Source organism: Rhodothermales bacterium, from assembly GCA_013002345.1.
In the GTDB taxonomy this organism is placed as follows: domain Bacteria; phylum Bacteroidota; class Rhodothermia; order Rhodothermales; family JABDKH01; genus JABDKH01.
Genome location: JABDKH010000132.1, coordinates 1 through 19,251, shown reverse-complemented (window position 1 = coordinate 19,251; position 19,251 = coordinate 1). Strand labels below are relative to the sequence as shown.

Annotated in this window: 17 protein-coding genes; 1 reads left to right on the top strand and 16 read right to left on the bottom strand. The window is 58.0% G+C overall.

Annotation, left to right across the window (positions count from 1 at the left end; all coding sequences use genetic code 11):
* From htpG to HKN37_06655, 13 genes are all read right to left on the bottom strand, one after another.
* Positions 1-1,216: molecular chaperone HtpG (gene htpG / locus HKN37_06715; GenBank protein NNE46335.1), on the bottom strand; the 1,216-nt coding region annotated here is incomplete at its 3' end.
* Positions 1,217-1,313: 97 nt separating this feature from the next.
* Complete coding sequence (locus HKN37_06710) at positions 1,314-2,378, bottom strand: glycosyl hydrolase (GenBank protein NNE46334.1); 1,065 nt, start codon at positions 2,376-2,378, stop codon at positions 1,314-1,316.
* Between the two features lie 234 nt (positions 2,379-2,612).
* Positions 2,613-3,167, bottom strand: a complete 555-nt coding sequence (locus HKN37_06705) for an O-acetyl-ADP-ribose deacetylase (protein NNE46333.1) — start codon at positions 3,165-3,167, stop codon at positions 2,613-2,615.
* A gap of 168 nt (positions 3,168-3,335) precedes the next feature.
* Positions 3,336-4,325: a CHAD domain-containing protein gene (locus tag HKN37_06700; GenBank protein NNE46332.1), complete on the bottom strand. Its 990-nt coding sequence runs from the start codon at positions 4,323-4,325 to the stop codon at positions 3,336-3,338.
* A 232-nt stretch (positions 4,326-4,557) separates the two neighbouring features.
* On the bottom strand, positions 4,558-5,127 hold the full coding sequence (locus tag HKN37_06695; protein ID NNE46331.1) for a DinB family protein: 570 nt from the start codon (positions 5,125-5,127) through the stop codon (positions 4,558-4,560).
* Positions 5,128-5,148: 21 nt separating this feature from the next.
* Positions 5,149-5,592, bottom strand: a complete 444-nt coding sequence (locus tag HKN37_06690) for a hypothetical protein (protein ID NNE46330.1) — start codon at positions 5,590-5,592, stop codon at positions 5,149-5,151.
* Positions 5,589-5,987: a hypothetical protein gene (locus HKN37_06685; protein ID NNE46329.1), complete on the bottom strand. Its 399-nt coding sequence runs from the start codon at positions 5,985-5,987 to the stop codon at positions 5,589-5,591. The genes HKN37_06690 and HKN37_06685 overlap by 4 nt, the downstream gene beginning before the upstream one ends.
* A gap of 4 nt (positions 5,988-5,991) precedes the next feature.
* Positions 5,992-6,693 carry an alpha/beta hydrolase gene (locus HKN37_06680; protein NNE46328.1) on the bottom strand — a complete coding sequence of 234 codons (702 nt, stop codon included), beginning with the start codon at positions 6,691-6,693 and terminating at the stop codon, positions 5,992-5,994.
* Between the two features lie 163 nt (positions 6,694-6,856).
* The gene (locus tag HKN37_06675) at positions 6,857-7,903 is read right to left on the bottom strand and encodes a hypothetical protein (GenBank protein ID NNE46327.1); all 1,047 of its coding nucleotides are present in this window, start codon (positions 7,901-7,903) and stop codon (positions 6,857-6,859) included.
* Positions 7,879-8,496, bottom strand: coding sequence for a redoxin domain-containing protein (locus HKN37_06670; protein ID NNE46326.1), 618 nt, complete (start codon positions 8,494-8,496; stop codon positions 7,879-7,881). Before HKN37_06670 ends, HKN37_06675 begins: the two co-directional genes overlap by 25 nt.
* Positions 8,497-8,645: 149 nt before the next feature.
* Entirely contained in the window at positions 8,646-11,249 is a 2,604-nt protein-coding gene (locus HKN37_06665; GenBank protein NNE46325.1) for a PAS domain S-box protein, read from the bottom strand.
* Between the two features lie 231 nt (positions 11,250-11,480).
* Positions 11,481-12,992, bottom strand: coding sequence for a sodium-dependent transporter (locus HKN37_06660; GenBank protein ID NNE46324.1), 1,512 nt, complete (start codon positions 12,990-12,992; stop codon positions 11,481-11,483).
* Complete coding sequence (locus tag HKN37_06655; protein NNE46323.1) at positions 12,982-15,423, bottom strand: penicillin acylase family protein; 2,442 nt, start codon at positions 15,421-15,423, stop codon at positions 12,982-12,984. Before HKN37_06655 ends, HKN37_06660 begins: the two co-directional genes overlap by 11 nt.
* A 239-nt stretch (positions 15,424-15,662) precedes the next feature.
* On the opposite strand from HKN37_06655, the gene maf reads away from it, so the two are divergent.
* Positions 15,663-16,280, top strand: a complete 618-nt coding sequence (maf, locus tag HKN37_06650) for a septum formation inhibitor Maf (protein ID NNE46322.1) — start codon at positions 15,663-15,665, stop codon at positions 16,278-16,280.
* 58 nt (positions 16,281-16,338) lie between these two features.
* On the opposite strand, the gene HKN37_06645 is transcribed toward maf, so the two are convergent.
* From HKN37_06645 to HKN37_06635, 3 genes are all read right to left on the bottom strand, one after another.
* Positions 16,339-17,373 carry a nitroreductase gene (locus tag HKN37_06645; GenBank protein NNE46321.1) on the bottom strand — a complete coding sequence of 345 codons (1,035 nt, stop codon included), beginning with the start codon at positions 17,371-17,373 and terminating at the stop codon, positions 16,339-16,341.
* A gap of 118 nt (positions 17,374-17,491) precedes the next feature.
* Positions 17,492-18,418, bottom strand: a complete 927-nt coding sequence (locus tag HKN37_06640) for a universal stress protein (GenBank protein NNE46320.1) — start codon at positions 18,416-18,418, stop codon at positions 17,492-17,494.
* 12 nt (positions 18,419-18,430) lie between these two features.
* Complete coding sequence (locus HKN37_06635) at positions 18,431-19,246, bottom strand: energy transducer TonB (GenBank protein ID NNE46319.1); 816 nt, start codon at positions 19,244-19,246, stop codon at positions 18,431-18,433.
* Between the last annotated feature and the right edge of the window lie 5 nt (positions 19,247-19,251).

Sequence of the window (19,251 nt, the reverse complement as noted above, 5' to 3'; positions counted from 1 at the left end):
CTTCGCCGGGGAGGGTGCGTGTAGATTCGTATCGCAGAAGTCCGACGATTCGCTCTTTGTTGGAGAAATCCGACGCCACGCCTGTCTTGAACATACTTCCAAACTGCTCCGTGAACTTGTCGAACGTCTCCGGCTCCGACGCCGACCACCCCTCCAACAGGCCGAGGATCTTGCCAGTCAATACAGTGCTGATCTGTGACATCACCGGACTTGCCTGAGTCACTTCCCGTGAGACGTTCAACGGCAGGTCATCTGTATCAACCACGCCCCGGACGAATCTCAAGTAGTCCGGGAGTAGATCGCGATTATCATCCTGGATGAAGACGTTGTTTGAGTACAGGTGAAGCCCGCGGTGCTGGTCGTCCCGGAAGAGATCCGGCGGCGCGGATGAGGGCACAAAGAGAAGGGCGCGCATATTGACGCGGCCCTCGAGTTCGAGATGAAGATGCCCGAGGGGGCTGGCATAGTCGTTGGCGACGAACTTGTAGAATTCCTCAAGTTCCTTGTCGCCTATATCATCCTTCTTCTTGCGCCACAGCGGCTGGACCTTGTTGACCTGAACGCCACCAACAAAAATGGGAAACGGGACAAAGTTCGAGTACTTCTTGATGATTTCGCGAACGCGATACTCCTCCGCAAACCCGGCATGATCTTCAGTCAAATGAAGTGTAACCGTAGTGCCGATCTCATCGCGCTCGATTTCCTCGACGGTGAACGTTCCTTCGCCCGTGGTACTCCACCTGTAACCAACGCTGTCGTCACCGGCGGCCCTCGTTTCCACCTCAATTTCGTCGGCAACCATAAACGCAGCATAGAATCCGACACCGAATTGCCCGATCAACTGCGCATCGACGGCATCACCGGATGACTGCACTTGCTCCAGAAACTGGAGCGTTCCCGAGCTTGCGACGGTGCCAAGTCGATCGACCAGATCTTCCCTTGTCATGCCTATGCCGTTGTCACTAACGCGCAGCTTGCCGGCGTCCTTGTCCGCAACAATCTCGATCCGATGGCTCTCGGAGCGCCCCTCAAAGTCGCGATCCGTCAGGGCTCTGATTCGGACCTTGTTCAGTGCGTCTGAAGCGTTCGAGATGAGCTCCCGCAGGAACACTTCCGGATGTGTATACAGCGAATGTGCGATCAGATGAAGCAGTCGCTTCATCTCGGCTTTGTATTCGTACTGCTCGGGAGTTGACACTTGATCCTTCGTCGTCACGGGGAAACCTGAAAAGTTGGATATGAACCGATATCGCGCCTTCTATCGCGTGTGCCTCCGCTCTGGTTCCCGGCGACCCAGGATATGCCAACTTGCCCTATGGAAGCGGACCGACATTGACGCGCGCGAGCCGTCCCGCCGGACCTACGACGATCGCAGTGGATGGGTCCACGAAGTGCACGCCCCAGTAGTTACGCTTGTCGACCGAGGTCCATTCAAACCCCGAATCAAAAGAGACATCCATCCCTTTGGGGCCGACAGCGAGCAGAATCGCTTGTTCGCGGCCGGGGCTTGCGGCGAGTCCGTAGACTGCCGGCAACTGTGGCCTGCCTCTGAATGCCCAGGTACGACCGCTGTCGAGCGTTGCAGCAAAGTTCTCGCCCGGTTCATCGGGCATCGACAGCGCTCCGCCTGCCGCATAACCTACGCGTTCGTCTGTGAACGCAAGCGACATGATGCCCGAGGCTTCGACACCGGAAATGATAGGTGTGTCGACGACGTCCCACCGAGCGCCTCGATCGGTGGACCGATAAACCTTTGAACCCGCTGTCGAACCGGTGCCAATGAATGCGGTGCTGTCGCCTGCGGCGATGAGACACGTGCCGCTCGCAGCAAAGCCGCCCTCTCCCTCAGTCCCGGCAGGGATGGCCGTCGAGTCGATGGGACTCCAGCGGTTACCATCGACCGTACGAATCATCATGATCCGTCCATTAACCGCATCGCCCATCGCAAGACCCGCCTCCGGACTCCAGAAGTCGAAGCAGTCAAAAAAACCGTCGGGTTCCGAGTTCGTCCACTGGAGATTCCAGTTCCGACCGCCATCGTCGGTGCGATAGATTCGTGACTGACCTCCGGGACCGATGCTCAGCAGAAAGGCCGTCGTAGAATCCACGGCATGTACGTCTCGAAACTGAAGTGAATCCGCACCGGCAACCGTTCCGAACACCCACGTCCGACCCGAATCAACGGAGCGGCCGAACGTCCCTCCTGTTCCGGCAACCCATACAACCTCGCTTCCCGCAGAACTTACACCAATAAGGAGGGCGTCAGTCTGCGTTTGCACATCGTCAACAACTACACGGCGATCTACGCCGGTCTCCGCGCAGCCAATACCTGTCAGCAGAGCAACCAGAGCGAGCGTGAGACGGAATGGGCGAGGCATAAAGGTCTCGATATGTTGGCTGGTAACAGGTCGCGTACTGGACAAACATAGACCCGGCTGCCGACGAGGGCAAACGGCTTCGAGCCTGTAGTCGTCGGAGCCCATGCACCCTGGCGCCGGCCACCGCGCAGCAACGAAGAAACTGGCGCACCTCAGGAATCAGCCACCATCCGCTCGTACCAACTCAAGATCGACCTCCCACTCTGCGCGCGCAGGTCCGTCACACCGCAGTTCTTACCGATTCGCCGCTATGTCGCCGGAAGCTCGGAGGGCTTTCTCCCGTGCAGCGACGAATGCTGCGAACGTCTTCGAATCAAAACAGATCAGGCGGACTTCTTCATACGACTCATTGTGTGCAAGAAACTTCAGGACCTCGCGGACGGCGATTCGTGCAGCCCTTTGAATCGGGAAACGATAAACTCCACAGCTGATAGCCGGAAAAGCGATCGAGCGCACGCCGTTTGCACCGCCAAGCTCAAGTGAGCTACGATAGCAGCGCGCAAGAAGGGCAGCCTCATCATCCTTGCCGCCATGCCACACTGGGCCAACCGTGTGAATCACGAATCGCGCCGGCAGATCGTACGCTTTCGTGATCCGTGCTTCACCCGTAGGGCATCCTCCAAGTCCGCGGCATTCCGCGAGCAGTCCGGGACCGGCTGCGCGGTGGATCGCACCATCGACGCCACCTCCGCCAAGCAGTGACGCGTTCGCGGCGTTAACGATGGCATCCACCCGTTGCGCTGTGATGTCGCCCTGAGACACAGTCAGGCGGCTCGCATCTTGATTCATAACAAGCCCCGATATCCTTCAGTGGTACCGATCGGCAACTCCAACCGCATCCCTCAGGCAACACCGGCCCGCATGAAAACGACAGGGAACCGGGCGACCTCGTGCGTGCCCGGGAGGGTCTCGAGCCGCAACAACCTATGTCGACCCAACACGATTGGTACGATCACGTCACGCCTTTAAATCCGAATCAGCAGTATGGACTATTCCCGCCGCGCCGTCTCCTTCATGACTGGACAGCGAGTGGTACTGCAGGCCGCGAGTGCGCTCCGCCATTCTCGAACGCGATTGCCGGAACGCCTTCATCAGTTTATGACTGACCGCACCGGGTTTGCGATCCATCACTTTTGGCGCAAGCCGGTCGATTTCCTTCTTCAAGTCCAGTTCTCCCGACAGCACCGCGGTGCGCACACGCCTGAAGGCGCGCGGACTAGACGCCCGTAGCGAGCGGGCATCCAGATCATCCTGAAGCTGATGGATGTCATGCAGCCGACCGAGCAAGCTTCCGAGTCGCTTGATTCGTTTTTCGATGGTGCTCGCTGGACGATCGCCGTCCAGTGCCACCCACGAGTACTGATAGTACGTGTATTTCACCCAGCGTCGCCAGCGATGATATCCAGTCGCCGTATCAAGATCGAGCGCGATGCTGGCGGCGTCCCGGGCTCTCGCGAATGTCCGCTGAAACCCTTGACGTACCAGGTCGTCATCATCTCGGCCTTCAAGCGCCATCCTGGCCTCGTCCCAACGAGTGGCATCACGCAGCAACGTCTGCTCCAGGCCGAGCGCGCCGATCTCTGTCGGACTTAAGTTCGCTGGCAAAAGCGAACCAAATAGCTCGTCGCGTATGAGTGATATTGCCCGACGATCTTTCTTCCTCGCGCCGTCTGCCAGCTCAGTGAGCACTTCAGTTCGGACGAAATCGTCTCTGGGTCCGGACAACGTTCGAGCCGCATTTCTGAGGTCTCCGGCATGCTCCTTCGCCACAGGTTTGCCAACAGCCGGTGCGGCGAGAATCCAGTACGCCCTGAGGCGCTTCGACGCAACTCTGATCTTATGTATGTCTTCCGGCGTGAAGCCGACGGACTCACGCAGTAAGTGCGCTGTTTCCGTCGACAGCGTGCGGCCGGATTCGCACAGCAGTGTAATAATCGTGGTCTCCATGCTCAGTATATACCTGCTCCACCGTCAGGATCCGGACGTGCGTATCGCACCCCATCCTGACGGGGATTCCTGACAATCATTGCGGGCAACCGTGCGTGGCTCGAGACCAGTCCAGCCCGGTTGGCCACAGTGGGCAGCCGAATCGCCGCATGTGGCGTGGGGAACCCTGGTCCAACCACAGGTAACCGGAGAACGGGCGGCTCGCACTGAACGGGCGCTCCGAACAGAGCGCTCAAGCCGCTCCGTCGATGGGAAAATTCGGATGGTCGCGCAGTCGTTCGATCTGAAGTACGTGACGTCGCTGGTGCTGGACGACCATGGTCAGGCCCTCGCCGATCGTCAGACGTACCAGACCAGGTGTAGTGAACTTGCCACCGTTGATATTCACGGTGTCGGCACGAGAAATGAGTTCGAGGAGTTCGCTCTGCTGACCGTCGAACATGTCCAGAATTGCTACGTCCTCTTTCGGGTGCTTCGGCTCGAACGGTTCGAAGGCACGGACCTTGATACCGGCGTCAGGAGATATCGTCCAGATAAACAGCTTGCCCAGAACGGACGGTTCGTAGGGAGACAGGTCGCCATCGGAGTTGACGCTGTCGAGGGCTTCTTCGAGTCTGGGATAATATAGATACCCCGTGCTCACGAGGTGATCAAGACATTCGGCGACACTCCATTCATCATCACCGGGTTTCCATCGAAGCTGCTCCGGCCGAAGCTGCGCTTTCAGGTCTGCCGCGAACGAACGAATCTCGTCCACATGGGCCGCCAGTTCTATCAGATGTGGGTGTTTCAGAGAACTCACGGTTCGTCTCCGTATCTCTGCTCAATGGAATGTGACCTCATCCCCGACCACCACTGCAACTTTTGATCCATACTTAAGCCCCGGGATAAGAGGGGCTACTATTTCTAGCGTCTCATCGCTCTGGTGATGTTTTTTCTTCGTTTCTGGATGGGGATAGTAGATCATGGCCTCGTACTCCGTCTCATGATAGACCAGGCGGCATGGTGAAAATGAGAACGCTTCAGGAGGATGCTCATCGGCCCATTTCACATTGCGGAGACATGTTGCGGTGCTGCCGATACGAAAATGATACGGCCGGATGTCGACATTCACCGTAGCCGGGTGGTATTCGGAGAGATCCAAACCGAGACGTGCAAAGTGCGGGATCTGCAATTCTATTGTTCCCGCTTTGTACGGCGTATCGGCGGCAAGACCGGAGGCCACCCGATGTCCACGGACTACGATGCCATCAACCCGGCGACTCATTGATCAATCCGGTCAACGCTCGATGCTTCCGAATCGAGATGCCGCTGATAGAACGCAATGAACATCATCCACGCGGCGACCGTCACGAGGCCCCCGAATTCACGCGCGTGTTCAACCGGCGCGGTCTTCATGCCAAGGGACTCGAAGATCTCTGCAGTCGAGACGAGCCCCCAGAACGCAGGTAAGAGAGAGGCCGCCCACAGCAGTGCCGTGACGGATGTAACCAGGGCGTACCACCACCGCAGCCGGCCGAGAGCAAACGCAACACAGAGAGCGGATGCCAGCCCGTAAATCGTAATCCATGCGAGTGGATCCGGATCGTTGTACTGCACCGCAACGGAAAGCAGGAATGCCACAGTCATCATCACGTTGAGGAGCCCGACAAATAGTTTCATGACCTCAATCCTGAGCTGTTTCAACTCGTGAAGCCATCCACCCGGCTGCTCGCGCAGCGACGTCAGCAAGTACTTCGTCCGTCGATCGTCCCGAGCGCTTTGGCACTCGGAGCGAATGATCTCCCGAATCAATTTCGACTAGCGTGCGATCGCCGCGGAGCGTGTCGTCAACAAGGACTCTCATGAGATCGATGTCGGCAAGCCTGTCGCGCGTTCCCTGAACGAACAGAAGGGGTACGTCGACTTTCAGAAGGTGCGCGGCGCGGTCGGACCCGGAGCGGCCTGCAGCGTGAAGCGGGAAACCGAGAAATACGAGTCCTCGCACTCCAGGCATCGGCGATTCCGACTGAGCGAGGGACGTCATTCTACCGCCCATGGATTTGCCTCCAGCGAAAAAGGGGATGCCTCCGAATAGAGTCCGGGCCTGTGCGACTGCCGTTCGTACAGTGTCGACCAGGATCGGTCGCCGATCCGGTGCCCTACGACCCGCCTCCTTGTACGGGAAGTTGAAACGAAGGGTAGCGATGCCTTCGCGGGCGAACGCCAGCGACACGCCACTCATGAACTCATGTTGCATGCCCGCTCCCGCACCGTGCGCAAAGACGTATCCAGCAGACGGATTCGAAGGTATCACGGCCACAGCCGAAACACGCCGACCCGATATGGCCGTATCGAACTGAATCGCTTTCGTCGTGTGCGGAACCATGACAGTCACACCGGAGAGCTGGTTTCACTGGATCACGTCGGGGTGGCAAGCGGCTGGCCGCGTTTTACCGCCGGGGCGACACACTAGTTGGTCAGCCGGCAGGCTGGCGATTCGATGTCTACATGATAACGGATCAAGGTACATCCAACCGTGACCGCAACCTCTAGCGCAGGTCGTTGAGCAGCATGTTGCAACCGCGCAATTGAGATCCTGTAAGTCGACCCGTAACTCGAAAACCCTCACCCACCTGTTCGCCAAGATCCTCTGTTAGTATAGCCGAAATGCTGTACATATTCGCAAGGTCTATTATCGCCAGCACACCGGGTTCGCCCTCCGGCTGTCGACGAAGGGGATTTTCCGGATCACGAACTTCGACTCGAACCCATGACGGTGGATAGAAGACATCACCGCCACGCGTATAGCACTGGCTGAGTAACTCGCACATGCCGTATTCGCTCACAACGGCGGAGCGATCAACGCCAAAGCCATCGGCGAGTCTCCGATGCAGATCGTCTCGGGATATCTCCTGGCGTCGGGTCTTCATGCCGCCTGTTTCGATGACGACGCTGCCCGGAGGCAACGGCAAAGCCTTTGCCTCGACAAGGTCAAGCAGGCCGAACGCCACTCCGAAAAGAATCAGTCGAGTTCCGTATCGCTCGCTCCATGCCACCGCGCCCTCAAGTGCTTCTCGACGCCCCGCAAAACTGCCGCTCTCCTCGTCGCCATAACTGCGAATGAGGCATCTGACCATGTACAGGAGCGATGATGTCTCGCCTGCGTTGGTGTAGCCTGGTAGATCCGCCAGAAACGTGAAGGGCCCGACTCCGAATTGACGCTCAAAATTGGTTCGGATCGACTTTTCGTAGACGCCTAGTCTGTGAACAGCGTGCCGGCTACGCTCGGCCCCTGTGGTCCCGCTGCTTTGGAATACGGCTTCGGCGCGGTCAGATGAGAATGTGCTGAGTACGCCTCGCCTGAACGACTCGATGGGCAGGTGCGGCGACTCGTAAGCATGATCGCCCAGCAGATCGAGATAGCGGCGATAGAGGTCGATGTTTTGCCGCTGAAAGTCTACGATCGCCTCGAATTGTTCCTCGAACAGCGGGCTGCCGCTACGTCCAGTATCGGTGAAACTGCGTTCAACTCTGACGACAGCTTCAGGTGCTCCTTCGTGCGTTCCGTAGGTCACCGCACCGTTCGAATCATGCACCCGAACGCCTTGGTCTCCGGTACCGCTACCGGTCTGGACTCGGAAACAGCCATGAGAGCGTCACGAAGGTATTCCTTCTTGACGTTACCGGGGTCGCCCGGGCTGTCATCAATTGCCCCGGAGTAAACGAGTGTGCCGGCCGCGTCGAAAACAAATGCCTGTGGCGCCCTTGAGGCTCCCAGCGCTTTCGCGAGAGCGGACGTCGGGTCCGTCAGGTATGGAATGGTGATGCCGTTCTCGCGGGCGTAGGCCGTCGATGCAGCGGCCGACTCAGCCGGGAAAGCTGCCGCGTCGTTCGAGTTCACCAGAAGCAGCACTTTACCTGTTCCCGTCAACTCGCTGCTTAACAGCTGGATACGGTTTTCGTACCTGGTTGTCCATGGGCATTTGTTACCCCAGAACACGACTGCTGTGTACGCGCTCCCCCGTAATGCTCCCAGTGAACTTGGTGCACCAGCTCCGGATGTCAGTTTCACGTCCAGCGCGGGCATGGGCGTGCCAAGAGGAATCGCCGCATCCTGGGCGAAACTTGCGTAAGGAAATCCAAAACAGCCAATAAGCAGCAGTCGGGATGTCCATTGCCTGATTTTCATGTGACGATCACCACTTGGGTCTGTAACCACGTGAGGGCAACTCGCGGCAAAATACAACCGCAGCAGGGTCCGTGGGTTTCGACCCCGTACGAGAGCCCCGCGGGACCATGGGATCAAACATCGAGCCGAAATCAAGCCGCGCAGCCGAGTCAGGCGGATTTCCGGTAACCGGCCATGTCGTCTTGCGGGTCTTCCAGATCGTCGTCCTCAATCTCCAGGTCTATCCGATCGGCCATCACCTGGCTCAGCAGGTTGAGGAGTTCGCTTTTTCTGTACGGCTTCCCAAGGAAGTAGTTGAAACCATCTCCGAGGACCTGGTCGCGATCCGTACGACGCCCCTGTTCTTCGAGGGCTACAAACGCGACGTTCTTGTACGAACGGCGGGACCGGATCTTCTCGACCACGTCGATGACGGCTCGATATCCCGACAAGCCCAGATCCACGAGGATTACGTCGTACTGAGAACGACGTGACTGGCGGTACAGCGTCTCGATATCCTCCGCGACGTCTATGCGGAAGTAATCCTGCAGAACGTATCCGACCATCATGTGTACGTCGACGCTGTCGTCCGCGAGGAGAAGTCGGGGAAGTGACGTTTCGTCCTTTCCGATCATCGGGAATGCCCGCGGAAGCGTAAGCGAGAACATACTGCCCTCTTTGTCACTCTCCATCGAGATCGTCCCGTTCATCAGTTCGATCAATCGTTTCGTGATTCCCAATCCGATTCCCGCACCCCGTGCAGCATGCGTCGGATCCAGATCTTCCGAGCCCAGGTCGTCCAGATTGCCGGGGACGAGATCCGCGTCGATTCCCATGCCCGTATCAAGAACCCGGACGTTCACGTTGTCGTCATCCTCGTCAAGCTCCACGATGACTCCGCCGGCATCTGTGAACTTGATCGAGTTATCGACCAGGCTCTGCACGACGCGAGTCAGGCATGCGTGATCGGCGCGAGTGAGTATGTCCGTTTCGGTAGCCTCGATCTTCAAAAAGAGACCCTTCTCCTCAGCCGTCTCGCGTGCCTCGGCGACGATCTGCCCAACTTCTTCAACGACGTTCAGCACTTTCGGGCTCAGATCGAATTCATTATTGCTAAGGCCGGCGAGATCAAGAACGGCATTCAGCGTATTCATGAGTCGTCGACCGTTCCGTTCGATCAAGCCAACAAACTCGCGCTGCTCGTCCGACACCTCTCCCTGCAGAATCTCCGCGAATCCGATGATCCCGGTGATCGGCTTGCGGAATTCCTGGTTGATATTCTCGAGGAACGCCTCCTTAAGATGGCCGACTTTGTCGACCTCTCCCTGGGCCTGATCGAGTTGCAGCCTGTTCTTCTTCAGCTCCGTAATGTCGAGAGCGTATGACGCTACGGCCGCTACTTCGTCTTCAGGCCCGACTGCAACGGCAGCGTAGGACCTGAGAAAGTGACGGGCCTCTCCACGAATCTCTATTTCTTCCTCGAAGCCGATGATTCCCTCGCCTGCAACGGCACGTCTGCGATGTGCGCGACGCCGCAAAGCGATATCGGTTGAAATGTCCAGTTTCCGACATAATTCCAGATCGGACTTACCCGTGAGCCAATCAAGAGAGACCTGTCCGTATCCGACATGATCATTCGCATACACGTACTTGCCGGACGGAGTCAGGACCGAGACCTCCATCGGAACAGCATTGAGGAGTCGCTCATGGAACTGTTTGAATTCCGTCACCGCCTCCATGTGCTGTGACACGTCATGAAGTGTTGCGATATAGTAATCTTTGCGCCCGAAGCGTATCCGCGTCAGCACGACTTCGACATCGATTTCGCCTACGTGCTCACTCCAGACACCTGCGGTGAACGATTCGATCGACCCGACTCGCAGTTGCGATACGGTATCGGCAAGGTTATTGTCGTCAGCGATTTTGACAAACTGCTTCAGCCGTCTGAACCGGATCTGTGTCCGGGTCTGCTTTAACAGCTTGCACGCGGCCCTGTTGGCATCAATTACCTTCAGGTTTGTATCGGCAAATAGTATCGGCGTACCGACCTGTTCGAAGATCGCTCGGAACTGCCTTTCTCTCGATCGCATCGAGCCGCGAACACGCTTCAGAAGAGACATTGCCAGAAACGCTACGAGGCCAAGGACGACGCCTCCTGCCCACGGGTAGTAAGGTGGTGGAAGCAGGACCTTCTCAAAATCTGAGTCCGACCGCGTGTACAACTGATACGAGAACGGGTCGTCGTGGCGGTAGTGATCGAGGACGCCGGTAACCCGCACGTAGTGGCCTCGCTGTCCCGTCCAGGCGACCGAACGGGGACTGCGGTTGTCGATTCGAACGACAATCGGACCGGCGGTTCGGTTCACCAACAGGTAAGATCCGTCAGCATCCACCGCCTTGCTGACGATGAACCCCTCAATGGTTACAATACTGCCGACCAGCGGGGAGAGATTGGGTTCGGCGTTCCTGGCACGGATTGACGGGAGAATTGTCCTGTTGGTCGCACGTACCTCGATCCGCTCCAGATCCAGTGTAATGTTGCGGCCTGCGCGAACGACCCGGCCGCTCACCTCGATGCTGTCGCCGTATACAATCTCTCCGAGAGAGCGTCTGTCGTCCAGACGTATTCCGCCCGACGCATCCTGGAGGTATGCGCTGTTGAACTTCGGAGCCATCATCTTGCCCAGGCTCACACGCCCAACAATCGCAACACGGTCGCCAACCCGGTCGGGGACGCCATCGCCATCGTAGTCCTTTGACAGATCTGCGACCACGACGTGGTCACTCCTGGACGAGGCCTGAGACAGTGCCCGGCCAGGGAATATGGTAAATAACAGCGCTGACGCGCAGCACAGTACTACAAACTGAGATTGGCGCACTTGGTGTTCCGGCTGGGGCAGGCAGACCCTTGGCGAATGCCTGAAGATTCCGATTGCTTTCGCGGATGTCCGTCGTGGTATCGGCGGCGCTCACGGAAACTTGAGGCTCTGAGGCTATGCCTGACTTCACAAACCAGCCCGCTTCACACGACCAACCATGGTTTTGTTAAGCATGACCAGTACCACGATAACCGTGCCCCACTGCGCCAGACACGTCATCACACTGTAATAGTCAAATGGATCATACCATGAGTCCGGTGCATACACTGTTGCGGACTGATAGAGCCACCAGCCGAGCAACACGACTGCTTGAAGCGGGACCAGAGCCGTAATCAACACATCCCATCCACGCGTTACGTTCCAGTCTCCGGGCAACCCGTCAATGACTTCGTGCCTGAACTTCGCGGCACCATAGCGAATCACCGCGAAAGCCACGAATGCGCCGGAGATCATGAGTGCCACACCCCACACAAAATCCTGATTTCCCAGGAAATCGAGGTTGATTGCGGATGGTATCCCGAACGCAAAGCCTGCCGCACCAACAAACAGGATGGCTCGTGGTCGAACGAGACCGGAATCCACGAATACGCGGGTTGCCAGCTCGATCATCGAGATCAACGAACTGAATGCAGCAAACGAAAGACCCAGGAAGAACAACATGGCGAGCGGTCCGCCGGCAGGCATCTTCGCGAAAAGCTGCGGCATCCAGATAAACGTCAAGCCCGTGGATGCAGGCCCGCTCGACTTCATGATTTCAAGTACCTCAGGGCGAGACATCTCACTGCCAAGGATGGCGAAGACCGTCCCGAAAATCGTCACAGCGGCAGCTAGAGAAACGAGATTGTTGCCGATTCCTGTGATGAAGGCATTCTTGACGACTCCGTGTTTGCTCTGCATGTACGCGCCGTACGTGAGAATCAATCCCCACCCGGCGCCGGTGTCCCATGCATTCTGCGTCAGTGCCTCCAGCCAGATCCTTGGCCGCATCAGCGTCGACCAATCGGGTGTGAAGAGAAACGCGATCCCCTCGCCGGCTCCCTCGAGTGTCACGGTCCGCCCGAGCGAAATCAGTACGATCACAAGAAGAGCCGGAATCAGAACCTTGTTGACACGCTCGATGGATTTCACACCTTTCCACACCGCGAGCATGGCCAGGGTTATCGCCATCCCGTGAAAGATCACGGGAAAGCCGCCGGACTGAAAACCATCCCATATCGCTTGAGCCGAATCGGTCGTAACCGGCAACGGATTCACGATCATGGAAAAGAAGTAGTAGATACACCAGCCTGCGACGACGGAGTAGTAGAACATGATAGCCGTGGCCACCAGGCCGACGAACGCGCCCATCCAGGCAAAACGGTCTCCCGCCGTCTTCATGAAGGTCCCCACCACTCCCATTCGCCCCTTCCGCCCGAGTGCGTATTCCGCGATGATCAGCGGAATACTCCATACGAACAGAAAGATGAACCACGCCAGAAGAAATGCTCCCGCGCCCGCGTCTCCGCTGTTCTGTGCGGCAATGCGCGGAAACCTCCAGATGTTGCCGGTGCCAACGGCGATCCCGAGCACACTGAGCAGCAAGCCCCACCTGCTTGTGAATACGCCGGCGGAATTTTGTATGGAATGGTCAGTCTTCATGCGGAGCAGGATTGAGTCTCAGGGTCGCAATGGAAGCAGGGCCGTCAAAATGGCGCGGGTCGGTCGGGTTTTCAAGACGAAAATGACTGAAACGCAGATACGCATCAATCTGCGAGTCGTAGAACTCGTGCAGCGGATTACCCGATGGACCGCCGGGAAATACTCCGTATCCGGTTGGTGGCTGAGTTGAAAGGTCCACAACTACACGCCAACTGGCACTGTGTGTAACCGTTCGGCCAATGCCGGGCGACAACGTCTCAGAATAGCCGGGAAACGAGAATGGTCCTCTCCATAACGACTCGAATCTCGCCGTCCGCAGGAGATGCTGAAACACGATCGAGTGCTGATCTCCCCAGACCGTGCTCTCATGATCGTCGTACGCATCAACGGCGTCGACCAGTGACATGCACATGAGATCGCTGATGAGTTCGCGTTCGGGAGTGGAGACGCGATCAGCCCATTTTGCGTCAATGGAGCCGTCCAGCAATCGATAGAGTTGGGCCGTGTATGGCTTGAGACGGCCGAACGGAGCCTCGTCCCACGTCATGTTCTTGAGGGATTTCATCCACTCGTCAAATAGCAGTGTCTCGCGACTGCCCAAACCGGTTTCCGCATCCCAGGAGATCAGCATCTGCCGCCCTCGCTCAGCCGTCTCGTCCGCACACCGATTCGAGCTGAGGAGAGCTGCAAAGTCACGTCCCTGCACAGCCAGAACGTCCGACTGATACCGTCCGATGTCGTCAACACTGTGTCGGTCCTGGCCACTCAGTAGTTCATTAATTCGGATGCCGCGATACGATCGGCGCCAGTCATGTCCGATGTAGTGAGGATACCACGCGCCGGCGGGTTCCTGGTTTGCGGATGCGAGGAAACCCTGGGCGGGATTGCGTGAGTACGGCAGATCCTCGAACGCCACCCTTCCCGTCCACACCGGTCCGCTTTTCGTTCCGTCAAGCAGTCCCGCACCGTCACCTCCCCGGCGAATCGGCAGGTAGCCGGTCGATCGAATCGCGATGTTGCCGTCCACGTCTCCGTAGAGAACGTTCTGCATCGGACTGTCCCAGAACCGCAACGCGTCCTCAAACTCCTCAATGCCACCGGCATGCATCATGCCCCACACCGCGCGAAGCGTTCGGCTGCTGTCGTGCCCGACCCATCGCAGGGAAACCGCCTCACCATCGAACAGTCGAACCGGTCCCCACTCGGCGTACAGCAGCGTGTCTACGACCGCATCTTCACCGCGAACCTGAATCGTATCCACCACCCGCTCGAAATCCTGCACTTCTCCGTCTACGACATATCGGGTCGCAGTGTCATCCAGCTGAAGTGCGACATGATCGATCTGGTCTGAGCCCGTATTCGTGAAGGCCCACGCGAGCCTGTCGTTGAACGCTTCGATAGGCAGAGGAGCACCGGGAATAGTCACGCCGTAGACGTTCATCGAAGGCGTAACCAGATGCACTTCATACCAGATGGCCGGAAGGGTGACTCGAAGATGCATGTCCCCGGCCAGAATCGGTGCTCGCGTTGTCGAGCGGGACCCGGCGACCGCCCAGTTATTTGAACCCCGGCCAAGCTCAAAGCCGAATCCGGTGAACGATTTCGAAGCTGCCAGATCTTTCGCCAGTTCATCAACAACCGCCTGCGCGGACGGACCCGAATCACCGCGGGTGACCGGACGCGGCGGTGCAGACGACTCCCGTTCGGCCGGAATGATCGGCGCGTTGATGGCAGCGTGGATTGGAAACAGCTGGGAATAGTCTGCAACTCCGAGATTATCTCGAAGCGATCCATACTGGGCGTCATCGGTGCGAAACGTCAAGTCGTACGACATAAACTGCAGTACCCGGGTGATTTGCCCCAGCGTGCAGCGCTCCGGTTCGTAATTAAGGAGCCGGAATTCGAGTGGAAGATCTCCGGGATCGAGTGTATCGATAAAGCCGTTGACGCCTGCGCAGTACCAGGCGGCGAGCTCCGCTTCAATGCCGCCCGCCGCCGCGATTCGACGTGCGTTGCCCGAAGCTCCGTACTCCATGCCAATTTCTCTCATGAATCGATCGGTCCGCAGAGCCCCCTCACCGAGCACCTCCGACAGCCGACCCGCTGCGACGCGCGGCACAAAATCCATCTGAAACAAGCGGTCTTGTGCGGTCACGAAACCGAGCGCAGTCACCACATCCCGATCGCTTGACGCATATATGTGCGGAACACCTCGCACGTCACGAAACACCGAAACCGGGGCCTCGAGACCAGCAAGTCGAATCGCCTGGTGCTCGGCGTAGGCTGTTTTTCGTGCTGTCCGGTACAGCCCGTTCCACGGATCTAGAAGCGCGCCCGGTGCCGGTCCGCCGCTGAGTCCTGATGACAGGAGTACGAGGATGAGCCCGCACGCTACACACGACCCGAGGAAGTGGAAAGATCTTCTCATCATTCGTGGTGTGGCCATCACAGGCGCGGGCTTATTGTCCATACCGTCTCGTCCGTGACCCGTAGCGACCAGTGTCGTTTGTCGTGCTCTGCACATCCGCCAGCTATCGCAGGTGTTCGGCACGACGGCGTTGAAAGTAGCGGGATCCGGCACCGGAGTCAATTTCAGTGATCTCCTGCCCACGGTCCAATGATCATCGAGAAAGTATATTGACGCCGTAATTACAAGCCACAGCAATGGTCATGCGAACCACCATCCCCTTCCTGCTCGCATCGGCATCACCTCGACGACGACATCTGCTCGAAATCCTTGGTCTGCCGTTCTCAGTAATCACGGCGTCGGTATCCGAGGATGTCGAGACGGAGTGGGCACCCGCAGAGATTGTTCAGAATCTCGCCATTCGCAAAGCCGCATCCGTAGCGGATGAATATCCGGATGCGCTGGTTCTCGGGGCGGACACTCTTGTGGTGGTTGGAGACGAAATCCTCGGTAAACCCGTCAATCAGTCCGAGGCTGTACGGATGCTGGAGATGCTAAGTGCGCGGACTCATCAGGTATTCACCGGCCTTGCCCTCGTCTCCCGGGCCTCCGATCGATCAACGGTAGGCCATGAGGTCACGGATGTCACGTTCGCCGAACTGGACCCGGCGCAGATTAGCGCGTATGTGGCGTCCGGCTCGCCGATGGACAAGGCGGGCGCATATGGTATACAGGAGGATCTCGGGGCCACTTTCGTTTCCGGGATCCGAGGCGACTACTACACGGTAGTCGGTCTTCCGCTTCACCGACTGTACAGGATGCTCACGAGCGAATTCGGTGACCTGCTGGAATTCGATCTAGCTCCGAATTCGAACTTGTGATCGGGATGTCGGGCGGCGGCAGCAATGCTTGAGCGAGAAGCATCCCACTGGTAACCGACTATTCCCGAACGACGACGTGCGATGCCGGCCGGCGTGGCGTTCTCCGGTCTTCGGTTCCATAGCCCATGCGCAACACGATCTGCGGGTACCGGGTCTCTCCAACTATGCTTACAAGTTCGCGACGTAGCTCCGCGACCTCGATGGGCTGATTCAGATACGATGCCTGGATGCCATAGTCAGCCGCCAGCAACAACACATGGTCAAGCGCCATGCCGGCCTGCAACCACGAGCGATGGTCATCTCCGTCAGTGCTGAGCACCGCAAGAACCGGAGAGCCCGCGGCCAGTTGTTCGTCCTTTGCAGCCTGTCCGTCGCCCCAGTCGAACGTTCGCACGACGAACGGTCCGAGCCTCGACTTCATATCACCCACTCCCATGGCATAGCCGGGTATTCCATCGCTACGATAGCTCCGGTTTGGCCTGAGCCACGCCGCCAGCTCTCGCCTGAAGTGCTTGTTACGTGCCTGGATCCGATCGCCGGTGGCGATCAGCGACGCGAGTGCACTCTTGCTGTTGTCGTCGCTGAAGAGGTCGAGGCGCGCCCCCGACGACTCGGCAGCCGCCCGGAGTGAGTCAAGTTCCAGATCTGGAACGGGTTGATCCAGAAAGGGACAGCGGTTCGTGTGGCGCTTCTTGATCGCCATGAAAAGGCGTTCCTCCTCAAGCGTCGGGTCGTAGACACCCGCAACTTCCACCCTCGCGAGCAGATCCAGATCGGATTCGTCTGGAAACAACGTGACGCCGGGCTCCATGCGGTAGTGCCGCATGGCAACGGTCAGATGAAATAACGCCGCACCGCAACTCATGATCAACTCACGGTCTTCCGGATCAACGACGGGTAGAGCTCGCGAGCGATCTGCCAGCAATGCGAGGCCCTGCGAACCTATGGCGAACAGCCACGGCTGTGTGTTGTGACCCGAGGGCGCAAGAATTGCAAAACCGACCAGGTATCTCAGCCTCTCGGGCAACGATGCAGACTCCGGAAAATCATGCTCACTCGTCAGCCACGGATCATTCGGCTCTGGATCCTTCATACAGCAATCCTCCACTTGCGTCGATCAATGGGCTGAACGTACGACGAATCGACCCATGTTCTGATCTGCAGCTTACAAGCGTACTTCGGCTTTGCCATGTTACTGATTCGGTCGACTCTTATGCAGCCGAAGCCGGCGTACTGACCGGCGGCTCAACATAGACGGAGCACGACGCGCCCTGAAGAACTTTCTCTGTGGTGCTTCCCACAACAAACCGTTCACTCGCGGAAAGGCCCCTTTTTGTCATCACGATCAAATCACAGCCAAGCTCATTGACAAAGTCGAGAATTACCGGCGCCGGAATCCCCTCTCTGACGTGAATCCGGTGAGGAATGTATGGACCTCGTAGATCCTTGACGAGATCGACGACCATCTGGTGGACGCGCTCCTCCACATCCGGCACAAGATCACGCAGGGTCTTGATCGTGGTGAGGGATACGGGGAATGCAAACCGCTCGAGCACGTTAACGATTTCCAGCTGAGCACGAAACAGGGTGGCCAGTTTGTGCGCGGCCCTCAATCCCGAAACGCTATTATCTGAAAGGTCGAGGGGTACCAGGATTCTCTGAACAGGCTGGTCCGTGTCAGAGCCGATTCGTTCTCTCGCCACCAGCACCGGGATGTCAGACTCCGCTACGACAGCCCGCGCAACACTGCCCAGCAACAGCCTCTTCAGACCGGACCGACCGTGCGTCCCGACGGCGATAAGATCCATTTCTTCCTTCCGCGCGTAGTCAACCAGGGCGTGAGCTGGTCGCGGACCTCGCACCTGCACGGATTTCACAGCGCCCTCATCGATGCCTGACCGGTTGATGAACGTCTTCATCAACCTGCTTGACTCCTGCACAAGGGCATCGATGAGAATGCGATCATTGATGGCGACACGATAGGCCTCCACGAGAGGATTCTCGCCGAGCGTATCGATCACGTGAGCCACGTGCGTCTCAGCTCCGCAAGTCTGGCCAAGACTCGCGGCCTGTCGTAACGCCGCATGGGAGGAATCCGAGAAGTCGGTACCGACAAGGATTCTCCCAAACGAGTCCATCACAGCTTCTCCCTAAGAGCGCTCTCTAAGCATGAAGCGTATCGGAATCGCGAGTTTCACGCGGACCGCTCGACCACGTTGTCGGCCCGGGTTGTATCGAAGCTTCGTTACCGCTTCTATCGCGGCTTCATCAAGCACGCCGCCCGCCGACTTCGCGACGATCGGATTCGAGCCCGTCCCGTCCGGTTCCACCACAACCTGGATCACCACGAGACCCTCCATCTGTGCCTGACGCGCAATTGGCGGATACTCAAGAAACTCGTAGATCTTGTTCGCACCGCCGATGATCTCAGGCATCTGTTCTACGACGACGAAGATCTCGGTCAGATCTTCTTCCTCTTCTTCTACCTCTTCAACCGGCGGTGGCGGTATGTAGGCAGCCGCTTCATTCATGTCCAGCGTCACGTCCAGGTCCAGCTCGTCATCATCGAGAATCGTGTCGTCCGCGACTTCAACAGGCACGGGCGGCCGTGGCGGTGGCGGCGGTCTGTCGATCTGTTTGGTCTGAAGGATCTCTTCCATCTCAACGACCTCCTGCTCCGCCAGTGTCACGTCGAATCCCTCGGCGGCCGGATACAGAGGAGCACGGATAATCCACACCAGCGCAGCGAGTGACACCGTGAGTCCAGCCTCAACGGAAAGGCGGTAGTGTGAGCGCCAGTTCTTCCCCCTCTCTTTGCGGAGAATCCTTCTTCCGTACTCTACGGACCTCTTCGGCCGTTCCCCGCTATTCAGTAGACCCGACCGCTCAACTCCGTCGTCCGTACTCGGTCTGTCCTCTCGGGTGCGAGAGCCCCGCCATGTGGGTTTGTCCTTCAAAACTGCCATCTATG